Here is a 17,693-nt window from a genome sequence, read left to right on the forward strand (position 1 = left end):
CCGCCCGCGAGGGGCGCCAGCCGGGGCCGATCAGCGCTTGTGGTGGCCCAGCCACTCTTCAAGGTAGTGGATGTTGGTGCCGCCGGCCATGAACTTGGCATCCACCATCAGCTCGCGGTGCAGCGGGATGTTGGTGTTGATGCCTTCGACCACGGTCTCCAGCAAGGCGGTGCGCATGCGGGCCAGGGCCTGCTCGCGGGTATCGCCGTGCACGATGATCTTGCCGATCATCGAGTCATAGTTCGGCGGCACGAAGTAGTTGGTGTAGACGTGCGAATCCACGCGCACCCCCGGGCCACCCGGGGCGTGCCACATGGTGATGCGCCCCGGCGACGGCACAAACTTGTAGGGGTCTTCGGCATTCACGCGGCACTCGATGGCGTGCCCCCGGATCTCGATCTGGCGCTGCGTGAAGGGCAGCTTCTCGCCTGCGGCGACCATGATCTGGGTCTTCACGATGTCAATGCCGGTGATCAGTTCGGTCACCGGATGCTCCACCTGCACACGGGTGTTCATCTCGATGAAATAGAACTCGCCGTTTTCATACAGGAACTCGAAGGTACCCGCACCGCGGTAGCCGATCTTCTTGCAGGCGGCGGCACAACGCTCACCGATCTTTTCGATCAGCTTGCGTGGAATGCCAGGGGCCGGCGCCTCTTCAATCACCTTCTGGTGGCGACGCTGCATCGAGCAGTCACGCTCACCCAGGTAGACCGCATTGCGGTGCTTGTCGGCCAGGATCTGGATCTCGATGTGGCGCGGGTTCTGCAGAAACTTTTCCATGTAGACCGCAGGATTGCCGAAAGCAGCCCCCGCCTCGGCCTTGGTCATCTGCACGGCATTGACCAGCGCGGCCTCGGTGTGTACCACGCGCATGCCGCGGCCACCGCCGCCGCCGGCGGCCTTGATGATGACGGGGTAGCCCACGGTCTTGGCGATGCGCTTGATCTGCACCGGGTCATCAGGCAGTTCGCCCTCGGAACCCGGCACGCAGGGCACGCCAGCCCGGATCATGGCCTGCTTGGCTGACACCTTGTCGCCCATGATGCGGATCGACTCGGGTGAGGGGCCGATGAACTGGAAGCCACTTTTCTCGACGCGCTCGGCAAAGTCGGCGTTTTCGCTCAGAAAGCCGTAGCCGGGGTGGATGGCTTCGGCGTCGGTCACCTCGGCTGCCGAGATGATGGCGGGCATGTTGAGGTAGCTTTGAGGCGAAGGGGCCGGGCCGATGCACACGGCCTCTTCCGCCAGCTTGACGTACTTGGCATCGCGGTCGGCCTCGGAATAGACCATCACCGCCTTGACACCCAGTTCGCGGCAGGCCCGCTGGATGCGGAGGGCAATCTCCCCCCGATTGGCAATCAGGATTTTCTTAAACATCAGTGCTCCCGGGGCGGCAGAGCCCCGCACGCAGCGCGTGCACTATCTCTGGGATGGGCACCCGACAGCCGACGGCCCAAGAGGCCCGCCGTCCCGGCACCCCCATGCGATCACTCGATCACGAACAAGGGCTGACCGTACTCGACGGCCTGGCCGTTCTCGCCCAGGATCTGGGTCACGGTACCCGACTTGTCGGCTTCGATCTCATTGAGGATCTTCATGGCCTCGATGATGCAGATGGTCTCGCCTTCCTTGATCTGGCTGCCCACCTCGACAAAGGCCTTGGCGCCCGGGCTGGAGGCACGGTAGAAAGTACCCACCATGGGCGACTTGACCACATGCCCGGCAGGTGCTGCCGCGACGGCGGGAGCGGCGGCGGCTGCTGCGACAGGCGCGGCGGCCACGGCAGGCTGAGCCAGCACAGGGGCCGCCACCATTTGCTGAATCACGGCCCCGCCGCCCTTCACGATGCGCACCTTGCCTTCGGCTTCAGTGATTTCCAGTTCTGAAACATTGGATTCAGACACCAGATCAATCAGGGTCTTGAGTTTTCGCAGGTCCATGTAAGCTCCAACAGCTAAAACGATAACAGGCGCGAATTTACTGCAAAACAGCGCCAAGCTTCATCATCAGCAGACAAATTAATTACAACTTCATTCGGGCAGATCAAAGAAAATACCCTGGAAGTGTGCAGAAAGGCCCCTGAGCAAAAGGGGCCTCAAAGACAGCCCGACGGTCAGCCGGGCTGGGTCCACACCGTCAGTTCCTGAGGTGTGATCTGGCCCATTTTACGCTGTATTACCCGCCCATCGGCCGCGATCACCACCGAAAACGGCAAGCCCCCATTCTCGTTGCCCAGGGCGCGGCTGAGTTCGGTGCCGCCCAGACCGGCCAGCCCCACGGGAAAGCCCAGGGGGGTGCGGCTCAGAAAGCGGGCCACCGAACTGGGCTGGTCAATGGCCAATCCAAGCACTTGCCAGCCATTGACCGAAGTTTCGCGTTGAAACCGATCCAGCATGGGCAGCTCCTCCACACAGGGTGGACACCAGGTGGCCCAGAAGTTGATCAGCAGCGGTTTGCCCTTGAAATCGGCCAGCACCAACTCGCCGCCACCCGCCCGATCGAACTTCAGGCCCCACAGCTCGGACAAGGCCGCCCCGGCCTGGGCGTCCGTGCCTTGGGGTCGCGTGCGCCACCAGCCCAGCCCCGCTCCGGCCACCGCAGCCACGCCCGCGGCCGATGCCCACAGCCATCGGCGCCGGCCGGCGCCGGGCGATTTCAACTCCTGGGAATTGCTCATGCTTCAGCCTCCTTCAACAAGGCCTGAACGGCGGCCAGAGAGCCCCGAGGCGCACGCCCGCGGGCATCAGGCACCAGAGCGCCCCGCAGATCGTCCAGGTCGTAGATCAACAGATGGACACCAATCACCTCGCCCAGCGCCTTGCTGGGCGAGCCCAGGGACAAGGCCTCGACCGGCTCGCCCCGAAAACCCTGGACCGTCTGCGGCTCGTAATCGACGTTGTGATCGATCAATCGAATCTCGGCCGACTTGGGGTCATCGCAAAACAGCTGGATGCGGATGTCCGACAGCCGCGTCGCGGTGCCCTGCCAGACCGCCCCCGTCAGGTGTGGGCGGAATTCCGACATGCGCTCCATCCAGACCAGGGCCAGTTCGCGCAGCGCACGAAGCTCTGCCGGCTGGGTGTCGGCACAGAACAATTCGATGTACTCCAGCACCGCATCCTCGACCGCGAGGTTGTCGGGCAAGGCCGTGCGGGCCGGCAAACCCAGCTGCTTGACGGCACGGCGCTTGGCAGCACCGTACTCCAGGCCTTCTTCCACCACCATGCGGGCAGCGGTTGCGGCAATTTCCGAGGCAAGACTTTCCATGGAGACGGGTCGGGCGGGCCATCAGCACACGCACCGCAGACATTGCAAAGCGGGCATTTTGCGCTTTTTCGCCGCTTCGCCCCGCCGCTACCAGTTTGATAGCTTGCCAGCCCGCCCCCACGCAGGCCACGCCCGACATGGCGCATGACCCCACGTAAAATCGGTTTCATGCACATTCACATCCTGGGTATTTGCGGCACCTTCATGGGCGGCCTGGCGGCCCTGGCCCGCGAGGCGGGTCACCGCGTCACCGGTTGCGACGCGGGGGTCTACCCCCCGATGAGCGATCAGCTTCGGTCTTTGGGCATCGATCTGATCGAAGGCTTCTCAGCCGATCAGATGGCTCTGAAACCGGATCTTTTCGTCATTGGCAACGTGGTCAGCCGCGCCAGAACAAACGACGGCAGCCCCAAGTTCCCACTGATGGAAGCCATCCTGGACCAGGGCGCACGCTACACCAGTGGCCCTCAGTGGCTGGCCGAGCATCTGCTGCACGGCCGCCACGTGCTGGCCGTGGCGGGCACGCACGGCAAGACCACCACCACCTCGATGCTGGCCTGGGTGCTGGACCAGGCAGGCCTGCAACCCGGCTTTCTGGTGGGGGGCGTCCCGCTGAACTTCGGGGTTTCGGCGCGCCTGGGGGAAGGCAGCGCCTTCGTGATCGAGGCCGATGAGTACGACACCGCCTTTTTCGACAAACGAAGCAAGTTCGTGCATTACCGCCCGCGCACCGCGGTGCTGAACAACCTGGAGTTCGACCACGCCGACATCTTCGACAACCTGGCCGCCATCGAACGTCAGTTCCATCACCTGGTGCGCACCGTGCCAGGCCAAGGCCGTGTGGTGGTCAATGGACTGGAAGAAAGCCTGACCCGGGTGCTGGCCCAGGGCTGCTGGAGCGAGGTGCGCAGCTTTGGCAGCACGGTGAGCGATTTCTCCGCCGAGGGTGAAGCCCATGATTTCGCCGTGCTGCACCAAGGCCGGCCCGTGGCGCGCGTGCAGTGGACCCTCAGCGGGGCCCACAACCAACTCAACGCCCTGGCCACCCTGGCCGCGGCCGACCACCTGGGCGTGCCGGCCGAGGTGGCCGCCGAGGCGCTGTCACGCTTCCAGAACGTGAAGCGCCGCATGGAGGTTCGCGGCCAGGTCGGTGGCATCACCGTGTACGACGACTTTGCCCACCACCCCACCGCCATCCGCACCACGCTGGACGGCCTGCGCCAGCGCCTGGGCCCGGTGACCGACGCTGGCGGACGCATCCTGGCGGTGTTCGAACCGCGCAGCAACACCATGAAACTGGGCACCATGAAAGCCCAGTTACCCTGGTCGCTGGCCAGTGCCGAACAGGCCTTCTGCCACACCGGGGGCCTGGACTGGGATGCCGCAGAAGCCCTGGCGCCCCTGGGTGAGCGCGCGCACACGGCCCCCGACATCGCCACCCTGGTGCAGCAGGTGAGCGCCGCGGCACGCCCCGGTGACCACGTGGTGTGCATGAGCAACGGCGGCTTTGGTGGCGTGCACCAGCGCCTGCTAGAGGCCCTGTCACAGGCCTGAGCGAAGCCTCCTCAGCGCATCAAGGCTCGACGTGCCAATAGGCTGAGCGCATCCACCGCCGCTACCATCAACAGCATCGCGGCCAGGATGGTGGCCGTCTTGCCCATGTGGAACAGGCCCATGTGAAAGGCCAGCAACTGGCCCAGGCCGCCCGCCCCCACCACGCCCAGCACGGCGGCGGCGCGGATGTTGTTCTCCCAACGGTACAGGGTGTAGCTCAGCCACTGGGGCAGCACCTGAGGCAGGCTGGCATAGGCCAACACCTGCACCCGCCCCACCCCTTGCTGGCGCAGCGCCTCGGCCGGGCCCGAAGGGGCGTTCTCAAGGGCTTCGGCGAACAAACGGCCCAGCACGCCCAGGGTGTGACAGGCCAGGGCCAGGGTGCCGGCAAACGGCCCCAGGCCCGCCGAAATCAACAACAGCGTGGCCCAGACCAGCTCGGGAATGGAGCGCAGCGCATTGAGCAGCCAGCGCGTCGGCCCCCGCAGCCAAGCCCGCTCACCCGCTTGCAACCGGCTTGCCGGCAGGGCCAACAGCAGGCCGCCCAGCGCCGCCAGCCCGGTGCCCAGCAAGGACATGGCCAAGGTCTCCCAACTGGCCACCAGCACCTGACGCAGCAGGCCGGGCGACAGGTCGGGTGGGTAAAACTCCCCCAGGAAGCGGCCCATGCTGTGCAGGGCCTCCAGCGACAGGAACTGCTGCCATTGCAAATCCAGCGATGCCGTGCTGGCCACGACCAGCAGCAGCACACCGACGGTGAACCACAGGCCGGGCCGGCGCCAGGGCGCAGGCGCCTGCAGATCGGACAGGCGACGGGCCGGCAGCCTGGAGGGCAGACCGGGGGGCGAATCGGGCGAGGCGGCAGGCTTCATCCGAGCAGCTTTCGCAAACCGGCGCTGACGCGGTCGGCCAGGGCCACCAGGGCCATGAACACCAGCAGCATGCTGGCCACCTCAGCGCCATTGAACATCTTCATCGAGTTGTCGAGCTGCTGCCCCAGGCCGCCAGCGCCGACAAAACCCAGCACCACCGATGAGCGGATCGCACACTCCCAACGGTAGACGGTGTAAGAGCTGAGCTCGGCCGCGCAGGTCGGCAGCAGCCCGTGGAAAAAGGCCTGCAGGCGGCTCGCGCCATTGCGCAACAAGGACTGGGCGGCATGCTGCTCGCCACTTTCCAGGATTTCGCCATAGACCTTGCCCAGCATGCCGGCATAGGTGAGCGCGATGGCCAGCACGCCAGCGGTGGGCCCGAGCCCCACCACCCGCACAAACACCAGCGCCCAGACCAGCTCGGGCACGCTGCGCAGCACGATCAACAGCGCGCGCACGCCCTGGCGGGCCCAGAACGGCCCTCGGGCCATGCGCCCAGACAAGGCCGACACCGACAAAGCGGCGGTCGACAGCAAGGTGAGCGGTACGGCCAGCAGCCAGCCCAGCGCCACACCGACCGTGGCCATGGCCACGGTGCGCCACGATTCACGCGCCAGCAGGCTCAGGAACTCGGCGCCCCCCGCCAAGGGCCAGAAGCTGGCCAGAAAGCGCCCGCTGAAGGCCAGCGAATCGGGCTGCAGCAGGATCCAGGGCTTGAATTCAGTGGCCTGCAGCAGCGGCCACAGCAGCACCAGCAAGGCGCCGCCAAGAGCCAGGCGTCGGGGCCAGGCCGGGTCGCGCAGCGGGGCGCTGCGGGCTGCCGGATTCATCGACACGACAGACCCACGGGCTCGGCCAGGGCATCGGCGCTCAAGCCAGCGAGGGGCGCGGCCTCGCCGCGCAACTCATGCTCGTGCTGGGCATACAAGCGGGCCAGCCGCTCCGGGCTCACCTCGGCGGCCGGCAGGTCAAACATCAGCCCCCCCTCACGCAGGCCCAGGATGCGGTCAAAGCAGGCCAGGGCCACATCCACCTGATGCAGCGAGGCCACCAAGGTGATGTCACGCTCGCGGGCCACCCCCTGCAGCGTCGCCATGGCCTGGCGGGCCCGGGTGGGATCCAGAGCCGAAAGCGGCTCATCGACCAGCCACAGCGAAGCCGGCGCCAGCAGGGCACGGGCCAGGCCCACCCGCTGGCGTTCACCGCCCGACAGGCGATCCACTCGCTCGAACAGTTTGTCACCCAGGTCGAAGTGCTCCAAGGCATCAAATGCCGCCGGCAGGTCGCTGGGATGGAACAAGGAAACCAGGCTGGCCATCAGGCCCATGGCTGGCAAGCGCCCGGCGAGCACCGAGGTGACCACGCGCTGCCGGGGAGGCAGCGGCGGCACCTGAGGCGCCAGAAACAGACGACCACGCAACTGCTGCAACTGCCGGCGCGGCAATTGCCAGGGGTCACGCCCGTCCAACCTCAGTTGTCCGGTGGTCGGCGGCAAGGCACAGGCCAGCACCTGCAACAGACTGGTCTTGCCGGCGCCCGAGGGCCCGATCACGGCGACTTGTTCACCCGCTCGGAGGCACAGGCTCAGACCAGCCAGCGCGGCACGCGCGCCCGCACGCGCCGCTGGGTGCAAAGCGCCGATCTGGTCGAGTTCAATCATCAGGCCCAAGTGCGGCTCCGTGGCTCGCCCATCAGAGCAGGCCGGCGCTGCGTGCGGCAGCCTCGATGCTCTTGTAGTTCTCGACCTTGGTCGGGACGAAGCGGGTGGCGCGCTGCAACTCCAGCACCTCTTTGCCCTCGGGCGTGTTCTTGTTGAGTGCGAGGAAGGCCTGGGTGATCTTGTCGCGCAGGGCGGCCGGCATGTCGGCGTGCACGGCCCAGTTGTAGTCGTAATACGGCGGCGTGGTGTAGAACACCTGCACCTTGCTGGTGTCGACCTTCTTGTCGGCCACGAACTTGTCCCACACCGAAATATTGAGCGCGCCAGCCTGCACCTTGCCTGAGGCCACGGCCGCGATGGTGGCGTCATGGGCACCGCTGTAGGCCACGCGACGGAAATCATGTTCGGGGTTGAGGCCGGCCTGCAACAGGAAACTGCGCGGCATCAGATGGCCGGAGGTGCTGCTTTGCGAGCCAAAGCTCACATCCTTGCCCTTGAGATCGGCCAGCGACTTGATGGCCGGATCGGCGCTGATGAAGACCGACTTGAACTTTTCGTCCTCCTCACGTTGCACCAGGGGAATGATCTTGCCGTTGGAGCGCACCTGGGCCTGCACAAGAGTAAAGCCGCCGAACCAGGCCATGTCCACCTTCTTGTTGACCAGGGCCTCCACCGAGGCCGCGTAGTCGGTGACCGGGGTGTACTCCACCTTCACGGACAGCTTGCCTTCCAGGTACTTCATCAGCGGTGCAGCCTTGCGGGCCAGTTCGGTGGGCGACTCGTCGGGGATGGCGGTGACACGCAGCACCTGCTGGGCCTGCCCCAGCGGGGCCAGGCTCAGCAAGGCGCACGCCAGCAGGGCGCGCAAGGTGGTGGCGCGGGTGATCGAACGGGCGGCCACAGGGGTGAACAGAGACATGAAGAATCCTTACAGATCAGAATGGCCGGCAGGTTACACCGAAAGACGGGCGGTGGCCTGACAACACCAAGGCCTGTTCAGGCTTTCGCATCGGGCTGGCGCGCAGACTTCGGCTCACGCGCATCGGGCAGGCCCAGCACCAGGAAACAGCTGTCGCAACGTGCGTAGGCGACTGGATCGCTCAAGGGCCAGGCCAGATGCTTGTCCTTGGTCCGGGCGCCGCAGTAGACCGCCTCGTCGATCTCGCTCAGCCGCGCCTGCCCACAACGCGGGCAGCTCAGCTTGGACAGGTCGATGTTGAATGCGGCAGCTTTGTTCGGCATGGCGATCCGGAAATCCGTGGACAGGCGACAGGGTTCAGGTCGGTCCCGCCCTGATCCAGCAAGACGGGATCAGGCGAGCCGCTGAGTTGGATCTTGAAGCAAATGCTGCACCGCAGCAACCACACGGGTGTCAGACCTGAGAAATAGTTGGCGACAGGGCAGCCCCTCGCGTTGGAAAACCCTCATTTCTGCCGCATTTGTTCGATAGTCGGACCACGTTACCGCCCCTGCTGTTGCTCAGCGGTCAAACGGTGGTACCGAGCGGATATGGCACCGTATGATGGCAAAAACCACAACGCCACCATGTCCGAAGCCCCGGCGACACCCGCTCCCAGCCGCTCTCTGATCCCCCCCTCACTTTTGATGCGGGGTTTCACGGGTTCGCGCCTGAGCTGGATGGTGGCCCTGTCGGTGCTGGCCCTGCTGGCCATCGGCTGGGTGGCGGTGGTGCTGACACTGGATCTGAAAGCCCGCGATGCCGTGGCGGCTGAGGTGAGGCAAAACACCAACCTGGCCCGCGTGCTGCAGGAGCAGACCGTGCGCGTGCTGGCATCGGTCGACCAGGCCACCCTGCGCATGCGCGATGCCGCCGTGGCGGGCGAACTGACACCCGCTGACTACGGGCAATTTGCCAATGAAACCGGCCTGGTACCGCAAATCCTGACCCAGCTGTCGTTGATCGACGCTCAGGGCCGCTTCGTAGGCAGCAACATCGACCCGACCGGCGAGAAGACGGGCCACGTGGATCTGTCGGCACGCGAGCATGTGCAAGTACACCTGGCGCCCGACAAGGTGCCCGACGCATCACAGCAGATGAGCCCCGACGGCCTGTTCATCGGCAAGCCGGTGCTGGGCAAGGTCTCGAACAAATGGACCATCCAGCTGTCGCGCAAGATCCAGCGCAGTGATGGCCGGGTTCTGGGGGTGATCGTGGCTTCACTCAACCCGGCCTACTTCGAGCAATCCTACAGCGGGGTCAATCTGGGGCCCAAAGGCGGCGTCACCTTGCTGGGCAACGACCGCAGCGTCCGCGCCCGGGTGATCGGCGGGACCCCCACCGGCATGGGCACCACCCTGTCGAACAGTTCAACCATGGCACGTCTGCCCCAGAACGAACGGGCCGGCTGGTCCATCGTCACCAGCAACATCGACAAGGTCGAGCGCGTGGCGGCCTACCACCGGGTGGCCGACTACCCCTTGCGGGTGTACGTGCTGACCAGCACCGAGGGGGCCTTGAGCGACTGGCGCAGCCTGCGCAACGTGACCGTGACACTGATGGGCTTGCTGACCCTGGCTTCGCTGGCCGGTGCGGGGATGTTTCTGCGCAGCCTGCGTCAGCTGGAAAACACGAACCATGCGCTGCAGATCAGCGAGGCCCAGGCCCAGTCGGCCAGCCGCGCCAAGAGCGAGTTCCTGGCCGCGGTTTCGCATGAGCTGCGCACCCCCTTGACCAGCATCCGCGGCTTTGCCGAACTGATGGAGATGCGCCTGGAGCAGCCTCGCTTCAAAGACCAGGCGCGCATGATCCGCAAGGCCGCCGAGCACCTCAATGAGTTGCTCACCGAAATCCTGGACCTGGCCAAGGTCGAGGCCGGGGCCATGCCGGTCACACCCGAGCCGGTGGCCTTGGCCGAGCTGCTGCAATCCACGCTGGATTTCTTCAGTGTCACCGCGGCACAGAAATCGTTGGATCTCAAATTGCAGTTGGCCCCCAGCACCCCTCAGACCCTGTTGTGCGACGGATTGAGGCTCAAGCAGATCCTCAACAACCTGTTGTCCAACGCGCTCAAATTCACCCAGGAAGGCTGCGTGACCATCGAGGTGGAAGGCAGCGAAGACCGGGTGAGCTTCCATGTGGTCGACACCGGCCCCGGCATCGCCCCCGAACTGCACGACACCATCTTCGAGCGCTTCCGCCAGGGCAATGACCGGGTCAGTTACGAGCATGGCGGCACGGGCTTGGGCCTGTCGCTGTCGCGTGCGCTGGCGGGCCTGATGGGTGGCACACTGACCGTGCAATCGAGCCCGGGCGAAGGAGCCCGGTTCACCCTGCAACTGCCTCGCCCGATCGTCCCCAGCGCTGCAGCCTGAAACGCGGCGCAAGGACCTGGCGCCGTCGTCATGTCGGCGTCACGGGCCGCCCGAAGAATGGCGCTCGTGATGGCCAACAGCAACCCCATGCAAGCATTTGAACGGCAGCGCGCCAGCCCGGCCTGGCGACCCGCATGGCCGACCGCGCAGGCGACGACGACCGCCACGGCTCAGGCAACAGCGCCCATGGGGCCTGATGCAACGGCCACCCGGGAGGCCTTCGCCGCCTGCGCCCAGCACCCTGGCCTGCTGTTCTTTCATGCAGGCACCTTCCATGCCGAACTGGTGCAGGCCGCCACCCAGCGCTTGCGCCAGCGCCTGGCCGAAATGGAGGCCCCTCAGCCCGCCAAGGACCGCCTGTTGCGCGTCTTCATCGAACTGACCCGTCAGTTGGCCAGCCGCGGGCCCGAAGCCACCGAACCCCAGGGGCGCATCGCAGTCGGCGGCGTGGGCGAACATTTCTGGGTTCTTTGCAGTTGGCGCCTGACGGCCGAGCGGGTGGCACAGCTGCGCCCGCACCTGGAGGCCGTGCACCGCATGAGCGCCGAGGAACTCGCCAACCACACGCCCGCAGGGCATCGGTTCGGAGCCCTGACTGAACCCGCGCATGCACCGTTGGCCCAGGCCCCGGACGATCTGGATCCTGCCTGGCTGCAAGTGGCTCGCCATTGCTCGGCCCCGATCGAATATGGCTTCTCCGGCCCACAGCCGGATGGAGGGGCTCGGCTTCATGTGCGGGCCTGGATCTGAGCGGAGGTTCCGAGCCCAGGCTCCGAGCCGACGCCATCAGCCGCCGTTCTGAGCACGCTCGAGGCGCGGCCTCACTCAGTCGGCCAGCCGGCTCACCTGCTGGTGCAACTCGGCCGCCCAGCGGCGGCGATCACGCCCGCCGGCGTGCTGCAGCTCGCCATAGTGCACCACCGCCACGATGGGCTCGCTGGTCAGCGTGCGCCACAGGGAGCCGACCAGGGTGTCGTCCCCCACGTAGCAGGGGGCCAGCGAGCGCGTCCCACCGGCCGCCGTGACAAACTTCAGCGCCACCGGCTGCACCGGTGCCGCCGCCGACACCGCGGCCTGCAGCAAATTGGCATGGAATGGCAGCACTTGCAGACCGTCACCCGTGGTGCCTTCGGGAAACACAGCCAGCACGTCGCCGCGCCGCAGGCTGTCGCTCATGTCGTGCACCACCCGCATGGCGTCGCGGCGGGAGGCACGTTCGATGAACAAGGTCCCTGCCGCCGCGGCCAGGGCACCGATCAGGGGCCAGTGCCGCACCTCGGATTTGGACACGAAGCGGCAATGCCGGCTGGCGTGAAGCACCACGATGTCCAGCCAGGAGATGTGGTTGGACACCAGCAGGGCCGGGCCCAGCGCGACCGGCGTACCCTGGACGCGCAGGCGGATGCCCAGCACTTGCAGCAAACGGCTGGCCCAGGCCTGCACCCGCATTTCACGCTGCTCAGGCCCCAGGCGCGGGAACTGCAGCAGCACCGTGTGCAGGCCAGCCAGCACGTGCAACAGCACGCGCCCCAGGCGCCAGACGGCCCTGGGGGCCCGCAGCCAGCGGCTCGAAGCCCCAACCTGGCGGTGAGCGGAGGGGTTCATGACGCCGCCGGGCCCTGACCGTGACCGCGTCTCAGACGCGCTCGAAGGCCACCTGGCCACCCACCACCGTGTAGCGCACCTGGCCCGGCATGGCCGTGCCGGTCAGCTCGTAGGCAAACGGGGTGTGCTTGCCCTGGCTGCGCAACGCCTGCGGCAGCACCTGCCACACGGCTTCGGGGTCGAACAGGCAGAGGTCGGCCACGCCGCCTTCGATCACCTGGCCCACGCTGGCCTGCAGGGTGCCCAGCGCCGAACCCAGCACCTGGGCCGGGTCGCGCGTCAGCACCGACAGCGCCCGGGGCAGGCTCAGGCCCAGGTCCTGGCCCCACTTGAGCGCCAGGCTGAGCAGCAGCTCGAAGCCGGTGGCACCGGGCTCGCTCTCGGCAAACGGCAGGGTCTTGGCATCTTCATCCACCGGGTTGTGGTCGGACACCAGGGCATCGATGGTGCCATCGGCCAGCGCTTCGCGCAGCGCGTCGCGGTCGCGCTGCTGACGCAATGGCGGCGTGAGGCGGGCGCGGCTGTCGAAGAAGCCGATGTCGGCATCGATCAGGTGCAGTGAGTTGATGCTGACATCGCAACTCACGGGCAGGCCCTCGGCCTTGGCCTGGCGTACCAGGGCCACGCCGGCGGCGCTGCTGAGGCGGCACAGGTGAACCCGGGCGCGGGTACTGCGCTGCAACTCGAAGATGGTGTGCAGGGCAATCGTCTCGGCCGCCACCGGCACGCCGCTCAGGCCCAGGCGGGTGGCCAGCGGGCCGCTGGCCGCCACACCCTTGCCCAGGTACAGCTCTTGCGGACGCAGCCACACGGTGTAGCCGAAGGTGCTCGCATATTGCAGGGCCCGCTGCAGCACCTGGGTGCTGACCAGGGGCACCTCGGCCTGACCGAAACCGATGCAGCCGGCCTCGGTCAACTCGGCCATCTCGGTGAGCACTTCGCCGGCCAGGTTGCGGGTCAACGCCCCCAGGGGGAAGAGACGCGACTGGTGCAGCTTCTCGGCGCGAAACTTGAGCATCTCGACCAATCCGGGCTCGTCGAGCACCGGATCGGTGTCGGGCAGGCAGACCACGCTGGTCACGCCACCGGCCACCGCCGCAGCCATTTCAGATTCGAGCATGCCTTCGTGTTCGTGGCCGGGTTCGCGCAGGCGCGCCGCCAGGTCCACCAGGCCAGGCGCCACCACCAGACCGGTGGCATCGATCACGCGCTGCGGCGCGAATTCGCCACGCACGGCGCCGATGGACACGATGCGGCCCGCCGCCACGGCCACGTCGGCCACCTCGTCGCGGCCCGAAGCCGGGTCGATCACACGGCCGTTCTTGATCAGCAGATTCATGGTGCTCTCCTCCCTCAGGCCTCGTTGCCGGCCACGATGCTCATCACGGCCATGCGGACCGCGATGCCGAAAGTGACCTGCGGCAGGATCACCGATTGCTTGCCGTCCACCACGGCCGAGTCGATCTCGACGCCGCGGTTGATCGGGCCCGGGTGCATCACGATCGCATCGGGCTTGGCCAATTGCAGCTTTTCCTCGGTCAGGCCGAAGCTCTTGAAGAACTCCTGGCTGGACGGCAGCAACGCGCCACTCATGCGCTCGTTCTGCAGGCGCAGCATGATCACCACGTCGCAGTCCTTGATGCCCTCTTCGAGGGTGTGGAACACCTTCACGCCCATCTGCGCCATGTCGCTGGGCACCAGGGTCTTGGGGCCCACCACGCGCACCTCGGCACAGCCCAGGGTGGTCAGGCCGTGGATGTCGGAACGCGCCACACGCGAGTGCAGCACGTCGCCCACGATGGCCACCGTGAGGTTCGAGAAATCCTTCTTGTAGTGACGGATCGTGAACATGTCGAGCAAGCCCTGGGTGGGGTGCGCATGGCGCCCGTCACCGGCATTGATCACATGCACATGGGGCGCCACGTGCTGGGCGATCAGGTAAGGCGCACCCGACTCGCTGTGCCGCACCACGAACAGGTCGGCCGCCATGGCCGACAGGTTGGCAATGGTGTCGAGCAGCGACTCGCCCTTGGAGGCCGAGGAGCGCGCGATGTCGAGGTTGATCACATCAGCCGACAGGCGCTTGGCCGCGATCTCGAAGGTGGTGCGGGTGCGCGTGCTGTTCTCGAAGAACAGGTTGAACACGCTCTTGCCGCGCAGCAGGGGCACCTTCTTGACCTCGCGGTCGCTGACGCTGACGAAATTGGCCGCCGTGTCCAGGATGTGGGTCACGATGTCCTTGGGCAGGCCTTCGATGGAGAGCAGGTGGATCAGCTCGCCGTTCTTGTTGAGTTGGGGGTTTCGTTTGTGGAGCATGGCAATTCCCTGTGGGATTCAGGCGAAATCTGGGGCTCAGGCGGGTTCGACGTGGAAGCTGAAGCCGCCCGCATCGCTGCGAGCCAGCGCCAGGGTGCTGCCCTCAGGCAGGGCCACACGGGCCGCCGCGTAGTCGGCCTGGATCGGCAGCTGGCGGCCGCCACGGTCCACCAGCACAGCCAGTCGCACGCTGGCGGGCCGGCCGTAGTCGAACAGTTCGTTGATCACGGCGCGCAGGGTGCGGCCGGTGTAGAGCACATCGTCCAGCAACAGGATGTCGGCGCCATTGACGTCAAAGGGCAGCAGGGTCTGCCCCGCCGAACTGAGGCCACGCTGGGCAAAGTCGTCGCGGTGCAGGGCGGACGAGATCACGCCGGGCTGACCGGGCAGCCCCAACTCCTTTTGCAGGCGCTCGACCAGCCAGGCGCCCCCCGAGGTGATGCCCACCAGGCGGGTTTCTGGCCCCATCAGGGAACGGACACCGCGTACCAGCTCGCGGTAAAGTGCTTCGGCATCCAGCACCAGGCTTCCGGTGGAACTCAAGGCAGACTCCTCAAAAACTGTTCAAGAATGATGCACGCCGAGGCCGCATCGGCATCGGCGGCACCCAGGGAATGGGCTTCGGTAGTGCTGTAGCGCTCGTCCACCTCGAACACCTGCAGGCCGTAACGGCCCTTGAGCTGGCGCGCAAAACGACGCGCCTTGATGGTGTTCTCGTGCTCGGCGCCATCGGGATGAAAAGGCACGCCCACCACCAGCGCATCGGGCTGCCACTCAGCCAGCACCTTGCCGATCGCTTCGAAGCGACGGTCGCCCTCAGCCGCAATGGTCTTCTGCGGCGTGGCCGAACGGGTGAAGCGGTTGCCCACGGCCACCCCGGTGCGCTTGGCGCCGTAGTCAAAAGCCAGAAACGATTGGAACTGGGCAGGAACCGCTGGAACGCCGGGGCGGTCAGCAGTGCTCATGCGTGCCCCGCCTCGGGCGACAACATCCAGGCCTGCAGGCCCAGCAAGGCCAGAGCCTGGTCGTAGCGCTGTTCGATGGGGGTGTCGAAGATCACACGGCTGTCGGCATCGACCGTGAGCCAGCTGTTTTCAGCCAGCTCGGACTCCAGTTGGCCACCGCCCCAGGACGAGTAGCCCAAGGTGACGATGACCCGTCGCGGGCCGGCCCCGGTGGCCAAGGCCTCCAGCACGTCGCGCGAGGTGGTCATTTCGAGCCCCCCGGGGATGGTCATGGTGGACGCATAGGCCGACTGGTCGCCCTCGGGCGTGTCGGCCACCATGGCGTCATGCAGCACAAAGCCGCGTTCGGTCTGGACCGGGCCGCCTTGCAGCACCGGCGCGTCGGACAGGTCAGGCCGACGCAAAGACAGATCGACCTTGTCAAACAAGGCCTTGAGTGAGAGATCGCTGGGTTTGTTGATGATGAGGCCCAGCGCGCCGCGCTCGCTGTGCTCGCACAGGTAAACCACACTGCGCGCAAAAGCCTCATCCTCCAGCCCGGGCATGGCGATCAGGAAATGATTCGTCAGGTTGATGGGGGCAGAATCAGAAGGCATCCCGCGATTTTAACGGTCCCTATGCCCAAGCCTTACCCGATCGGTCTTTTCTGGTTCCGGCGCGACCTGCGCGCCCATGACAATGCCGGCCTGCACCAGGCCCTGAGCCAGTGTGCGCAGGTGCACACGGTGTTCGTGCTTGACACCGACATCCTTGACGGCCTGCCGCGGCAGGACCGGCGCGTGGACTTCATCGTGCAAAGCCTGGCCCAGCTCGATGAGGCCTTGCGCAGCCTGGCCGGACGGGCCGGTGCCGGCCTGATCGTGCTGCACGGAGCGGCCCGCGACGAGGTGCCGGCCCTGGCCCGGCGCCTGGGTGCCCAGGCGGTGTTCACCAACCACGACGACGAGCCGGCCGCCTTGCAGCGCGACAGCGAGGTGCGCACCGCCCTGAGCCGGCAGGGCATGGCCTTCCACACCAGCAAAGACCAGGTGATCTTCGAGCGCCGCGAGGTGCTGACCCAGACTGGCTCGGTGTATGGCGTGTTCACGCCCTACAAGAACGCCTGGCTCAAGAAGATCACGCCCTTCTACCTGAAGAGCTACCCGGTGGAACGCCACGCCAGCGCCCTGGCCGAGCGGCCTGAGGGCCTGCGCCACGCACCGCCCAGCCTGGAGTCCATCGGCTTTCAGCCCAGCAACCTGGGCCAGCTGCGCCTGCCGGTGGGCCTGGCCGGCGCACGCGCGCTGCTGGACGACTTCCGACCCCGACTGGAGGCCTACCAGCGCACGCGCGACTTTCCAGCCCTCAAGGGGCCCAGCTACCTCAGCACCCACCTGCGCTTTGGCACCGTCTCGATCCGCGAGTTGGCAGCCCTGGCCCACCAGGCCAGCAGCCACGATCCGGCCGACACCGGCGCCGCCACCTGGCTGAGCGAGCTGATCTGGCGCGATTTCTACATGCAGATCCTGGCCAACCACCCGGGCGTGGTGACGAACAGTTTCAAGCCCGAGTACGACGCCATCGAATGGGAACAGGGCCCCGAGGCCGAGGCCCTGTTCCAGGCCTGGTGCGAGGGCCGCACCGGCTACCCGCTGGTGGATGCGGCCATGGCCCAACTCAACCAGACCGGCTACATGCACAACCGCCTGCGCATGGTGGTGGCGAGTTTTCTGGTCAAGGACCTGGGGATCGACTGGCGTCGAGGCGAGGCCTATTTCGCGCAGCAGCTCAATGACTTCGACCTGGCGGCCAACAACGGCGGCTGGCAGTGGGCCAGCTCCAGCGGTTGCGATGCGCAGCCGTATTTCCGCATCTTCAACCCGGTGAGCCAGAGCGAGAAGTTCGATGCCGAGGGGCGATTCATCCGCCGCTACCTGCCTCAACTGGCGGGCTTGCAGGGTGCAGCCCTGCACGCCCCCTGGCAGGCCCGCCCCATCGACCTGCAGGCGGCCGGCCTGCGCCTGGGTGAGGGCTACCCGCTGCCCATCGTGCAGCACGACGAAGCACGCCAGCGCACGCTGGCGCGTTACGCGGTGGTCAAGAAGCCCAACTGATCCCATGACGGGGCCAGGGCTCCGC

At 66.5% G+C, this 17,693-nt stretch carries 19 protein-coding genes; 4 read left to right on the forward strand and 15 right to left on the reverse strand.

Annotated elements, in window-relative coordinates; genetic code table 11:
• Positions 1-30: 30 nt before the first annotated feature.
• From accC to AC3WUT_RS10895, 4 genes are all read right to left on the reverse strand, one after another.
• A complete protein-coding gene (gene accC, locus AC3WUT_RS10880) occupies positions 31-1,380 on the reverse strand; it encodes an acetyl-CoA carboxylase biotin carboxylase subunit (RefSeq protein ID WP_019577108.1) in 1,350 nt (449 codons plus the stop codon).
• A gap of 110 nt (positions 1,381-1,490) precedes the next feature.
• Entirely contained in the window at positions 1,491-1,943 is a 453-nt protein-coding gene (gene accB / locus AC3WUT_RS10885; RefSeq protein ID WP_492347098.1) for an acetyl-CoA carboxylase biotin carboxyl carrier protein, read from the reverse strand.
• A 173-nt stretch (positions 1,944-2,116) separates the two neighbouring features.
• Positions 2,117-2,680 (reverse strand): TlpA family protein disulfide reductase, encoded by a 564-nt coding sequence (locus AC3WUT_RS10890; protein WP_492347099.1) that lies wholly within the window; start codon positions 2,678-2,680, stop codon positions 2,117-2,119.
• Complete coding sequence (locus AC3WUT_RS10895) at positions 2,677-3,270, reverse strand: hypothetical protein (RefSeq protein ID WP_492347100.1); 594 nt, start codon at positions 3,268-3,270, stop codon at positions 2,677-2,679. The genes AC3WUT_RS10890 and AC3WUT_RS10895 overlap by 4 nt, the downstream gene beginning before the upstream one ends.
• A gap of 168 nt (positions 3,271-3,438) precedes the next feature.
• Between AC3WUT_RS10895 and mpl the strand changes: the two genes are divergently transcribed.
• Positions 3,439-4,824: a UDP-N-acetylmuramate:L-alanyl-gamma-D-glutamyl-meso-diaminopimelate ligase gene (mpl, locus tag AC3WUT_RS10900; RefSeq protein WP_492347438.1), complete on the forward strand. Its 1,386-nt coding sequence runs from the start codon at positions 3,439-3,441 to the stop codon at positions 4,822-4,824.
• An 11-nt stretch (positions 4,825-4,835) separates the two neighbouring features.
• Here the strand turns inward: mpl and phnE are convergent, their stop codons facing one another.
• From phnE to AC3WUT_RS10925, 5 genes are all read right to left on the reverse strand, one after another.
• Complete coding sequence (gene phnE / locus AC3WUT_RS10905) at positions 4,836-5,696, reverse strand: phosphonate ABC transporter, permease protein PhnE (protein ID WP_492347101.1); 861 nt, start codon at positions 5,694-5,696, stop codon at positions 4,836-4,838.
• Complete coding sequence (locus AC3WUT_RS10910) at positions 5,693-6,526, reverse strand: PhnE/PtxC family ABC transporter permease (protein ID WP_492347102.1); 834 nt, start codon at positions 6,524-6,526, stop codon at positions 5,693-5,695. Before AC3WUT_RS10910 ends, phnE begins: the two co-directional genes overlap by 4 nt.
• A complete protein-coding gene (locus AC3WUT_RS10915; RefSeq protein WP_492347439.1) occupies positions 6,523-7,359 on the reverse strand; it encodes a phosphonate ABC transporter ATP-binding protein in 837 nt (278 codons plus the stop codon). The genes AC3WUT_RS10910 and AC3WUT_RS10915 overlap by 4 nt, the downstream gene beginning before the upstream one ends.
• A gap of 28 nt (positions 7,360-7,387) precedes the next feature.
• Complete coding sequence (locus AC3WUT_RS10920) at positions 7,388-8,275, reverse strand: putative selenate ABC transporter substrate-binding protein (RefSeq protein ID WP_492347103.1); 888 nt, start codon at positions 8,273-8,275, stop codon at positions 7,388-7,390.
• A gap of 77 nt (positions 8,276-8,352) precedes the next feature.
• On the reverse strand, positions 8,353-8,598 hold the full coding sequence (locus tag AC3WUT_RS10925; RefSeq protein ID WP_492347104.1) for a hypothetical protein: 246 nt from the start codon (positions 8,596-8,598) through the stop codon (positions 8,353-8,355).
• A 267-nt stretch (positions 8,599-8,865) separates the two neighbouring features.
• Here AC3WUT_RS10925 and AC3WUT_RS10930 point away from each other — a divergent pair, with 267 nt between their 5' ends.
• Together AC3WUT_RS10930 and AC3WUT_RS10935 are read left to right on the forward strand one after the other, a co-directional pair.
• Positions 8,866-10,689 carry a sensor histidine kinase gene (locus tag AC3WUT_RS10930; protein ID WP_492347105.1) on the forward strand — a complete coding sequence of 608 codons (1,824 nt, stop codon included), beginning with the start codon at positions 8,866-8,868 and terminating at the stop codon, positions 10,687-10,689.
• Positions 10,690-10,776: 87 nt separating this feature from the next.
• Complete coding sequence (locus tag AC3WUT_RS10935; RefSeq protein WP_492347106.1) at positions 10,777-11,439, forward strand: hypothetical protein; 663 nt, start codon at positions 10,777-10,779, stop codon at positions 11,437-11,439.
• A gap of 75 nt (positions 11,440-11,514) precedes the next feature.
• Here AC3WUT_RS10935 and AC3WUT_RS10940 read toward each other — a convergent pair whose 3' ends face one another.
• Genes AC3WUT_RS10940 through AC3WUT_RS10965 form a run of 6 tightly spaced genes read right to left on the reverse strand, consistent with a single transcriptional unit; the run spans position 11,515 to position 16,171 of the window.
• A complete protein-coding gene (locus AC3WUT_RS10940) occupies positions 11,515-12,294 on the reverse strand; it encodes a lysophospholipid acyltransferase family protein (RefSeq protein WP_492347107.1) in 780 nt (259 codons plus the stop codon).
• 31 nt (positions 12,295-12,325) lie between these two features.
• A complete protein-coding gene (locus AC3WUT_RS10945; RefSeq protein ID WP_492347108.1) occupies positions 12,326-13,633 on the reverse strand; it encodes a dihydroorotase in 1,308 nt (435 codons plus the stop codon).
• Between the two features lie 14 nt (positions 13,634-13,647).
• Positions 13,648-14,610: an aspartate carbamoyltransferase catalytic subunit gene (locus AC3WUT_RS10950; protein WP_019577122.1), complete on the reverse strand. Its 963-nt coding sequence runs from the start codon at positions 14,608-14,610 to the stop codon at positions 13,648-13,650.
• Positions 14,611-14,646: 36 nt separating this feature from the next.
• The gene (gene pyrR, locus AC3WUT_RS10955; protein ID WP_492347109.1) at positions 14,647-15,153 is read right to left on the reverse strand and encodes a bifunctional pyr operon transcriptional regulator/uracil phosphoribosyltransferase PyrR; all 507 of its coding nucleotides are present in this window, start codon (positions 15,151-15,153) and stop codon (positions 14,647-14,649) included.
• Entirely contained in the window at positions 15,150-15,575 is a 426-nt protein-coding gene (ruvX, locus tag AC3WUT_RS10960; protein ID WP_492347110.1) for a Holliday junction resolvase RuvX, read from the reverse strand. The genes pyrR and ruvX overlap by 4 nt, the downstream gene beginning before the upstream one ends.
• Positions 15,572-16,171: a YqgE/AlgH family protein gene (locus AC3WUT_RS10965; protein ID WP_492347111.1), complete on the reverse strand. Its 600-nt coding sequence runs from the start codon at positions 16,169-16,171 to the stop codon at positions 15,572-15,574. The genes ruvX and AC3WUT_RS10965 overlap by 4 nt, the downstream gene beginning before the upstream one ends.
• A gap of 21 nt (positions 16,172-16,192) precedes the next feature.
• Between AC3WUT_RS10965 and AC3WUT_RS10970 the strand changes: the two genes are divergently transcribed.
• Entirely contained in the window at positions 16,193-17,668 is a 1,476-nt protein-coding gene (locus AC3WUT_RS10970; RefSeq protein ID WP_492347112.1) for a cryptochrome/photolyase family protein, read from the forward strand.
• Positions 17,669-17,693 lie beyond the last annotated feature (25 nt).

The organism is Curvibacter sp. EU05-FHT14A10 (assembly GCF_058791075.1).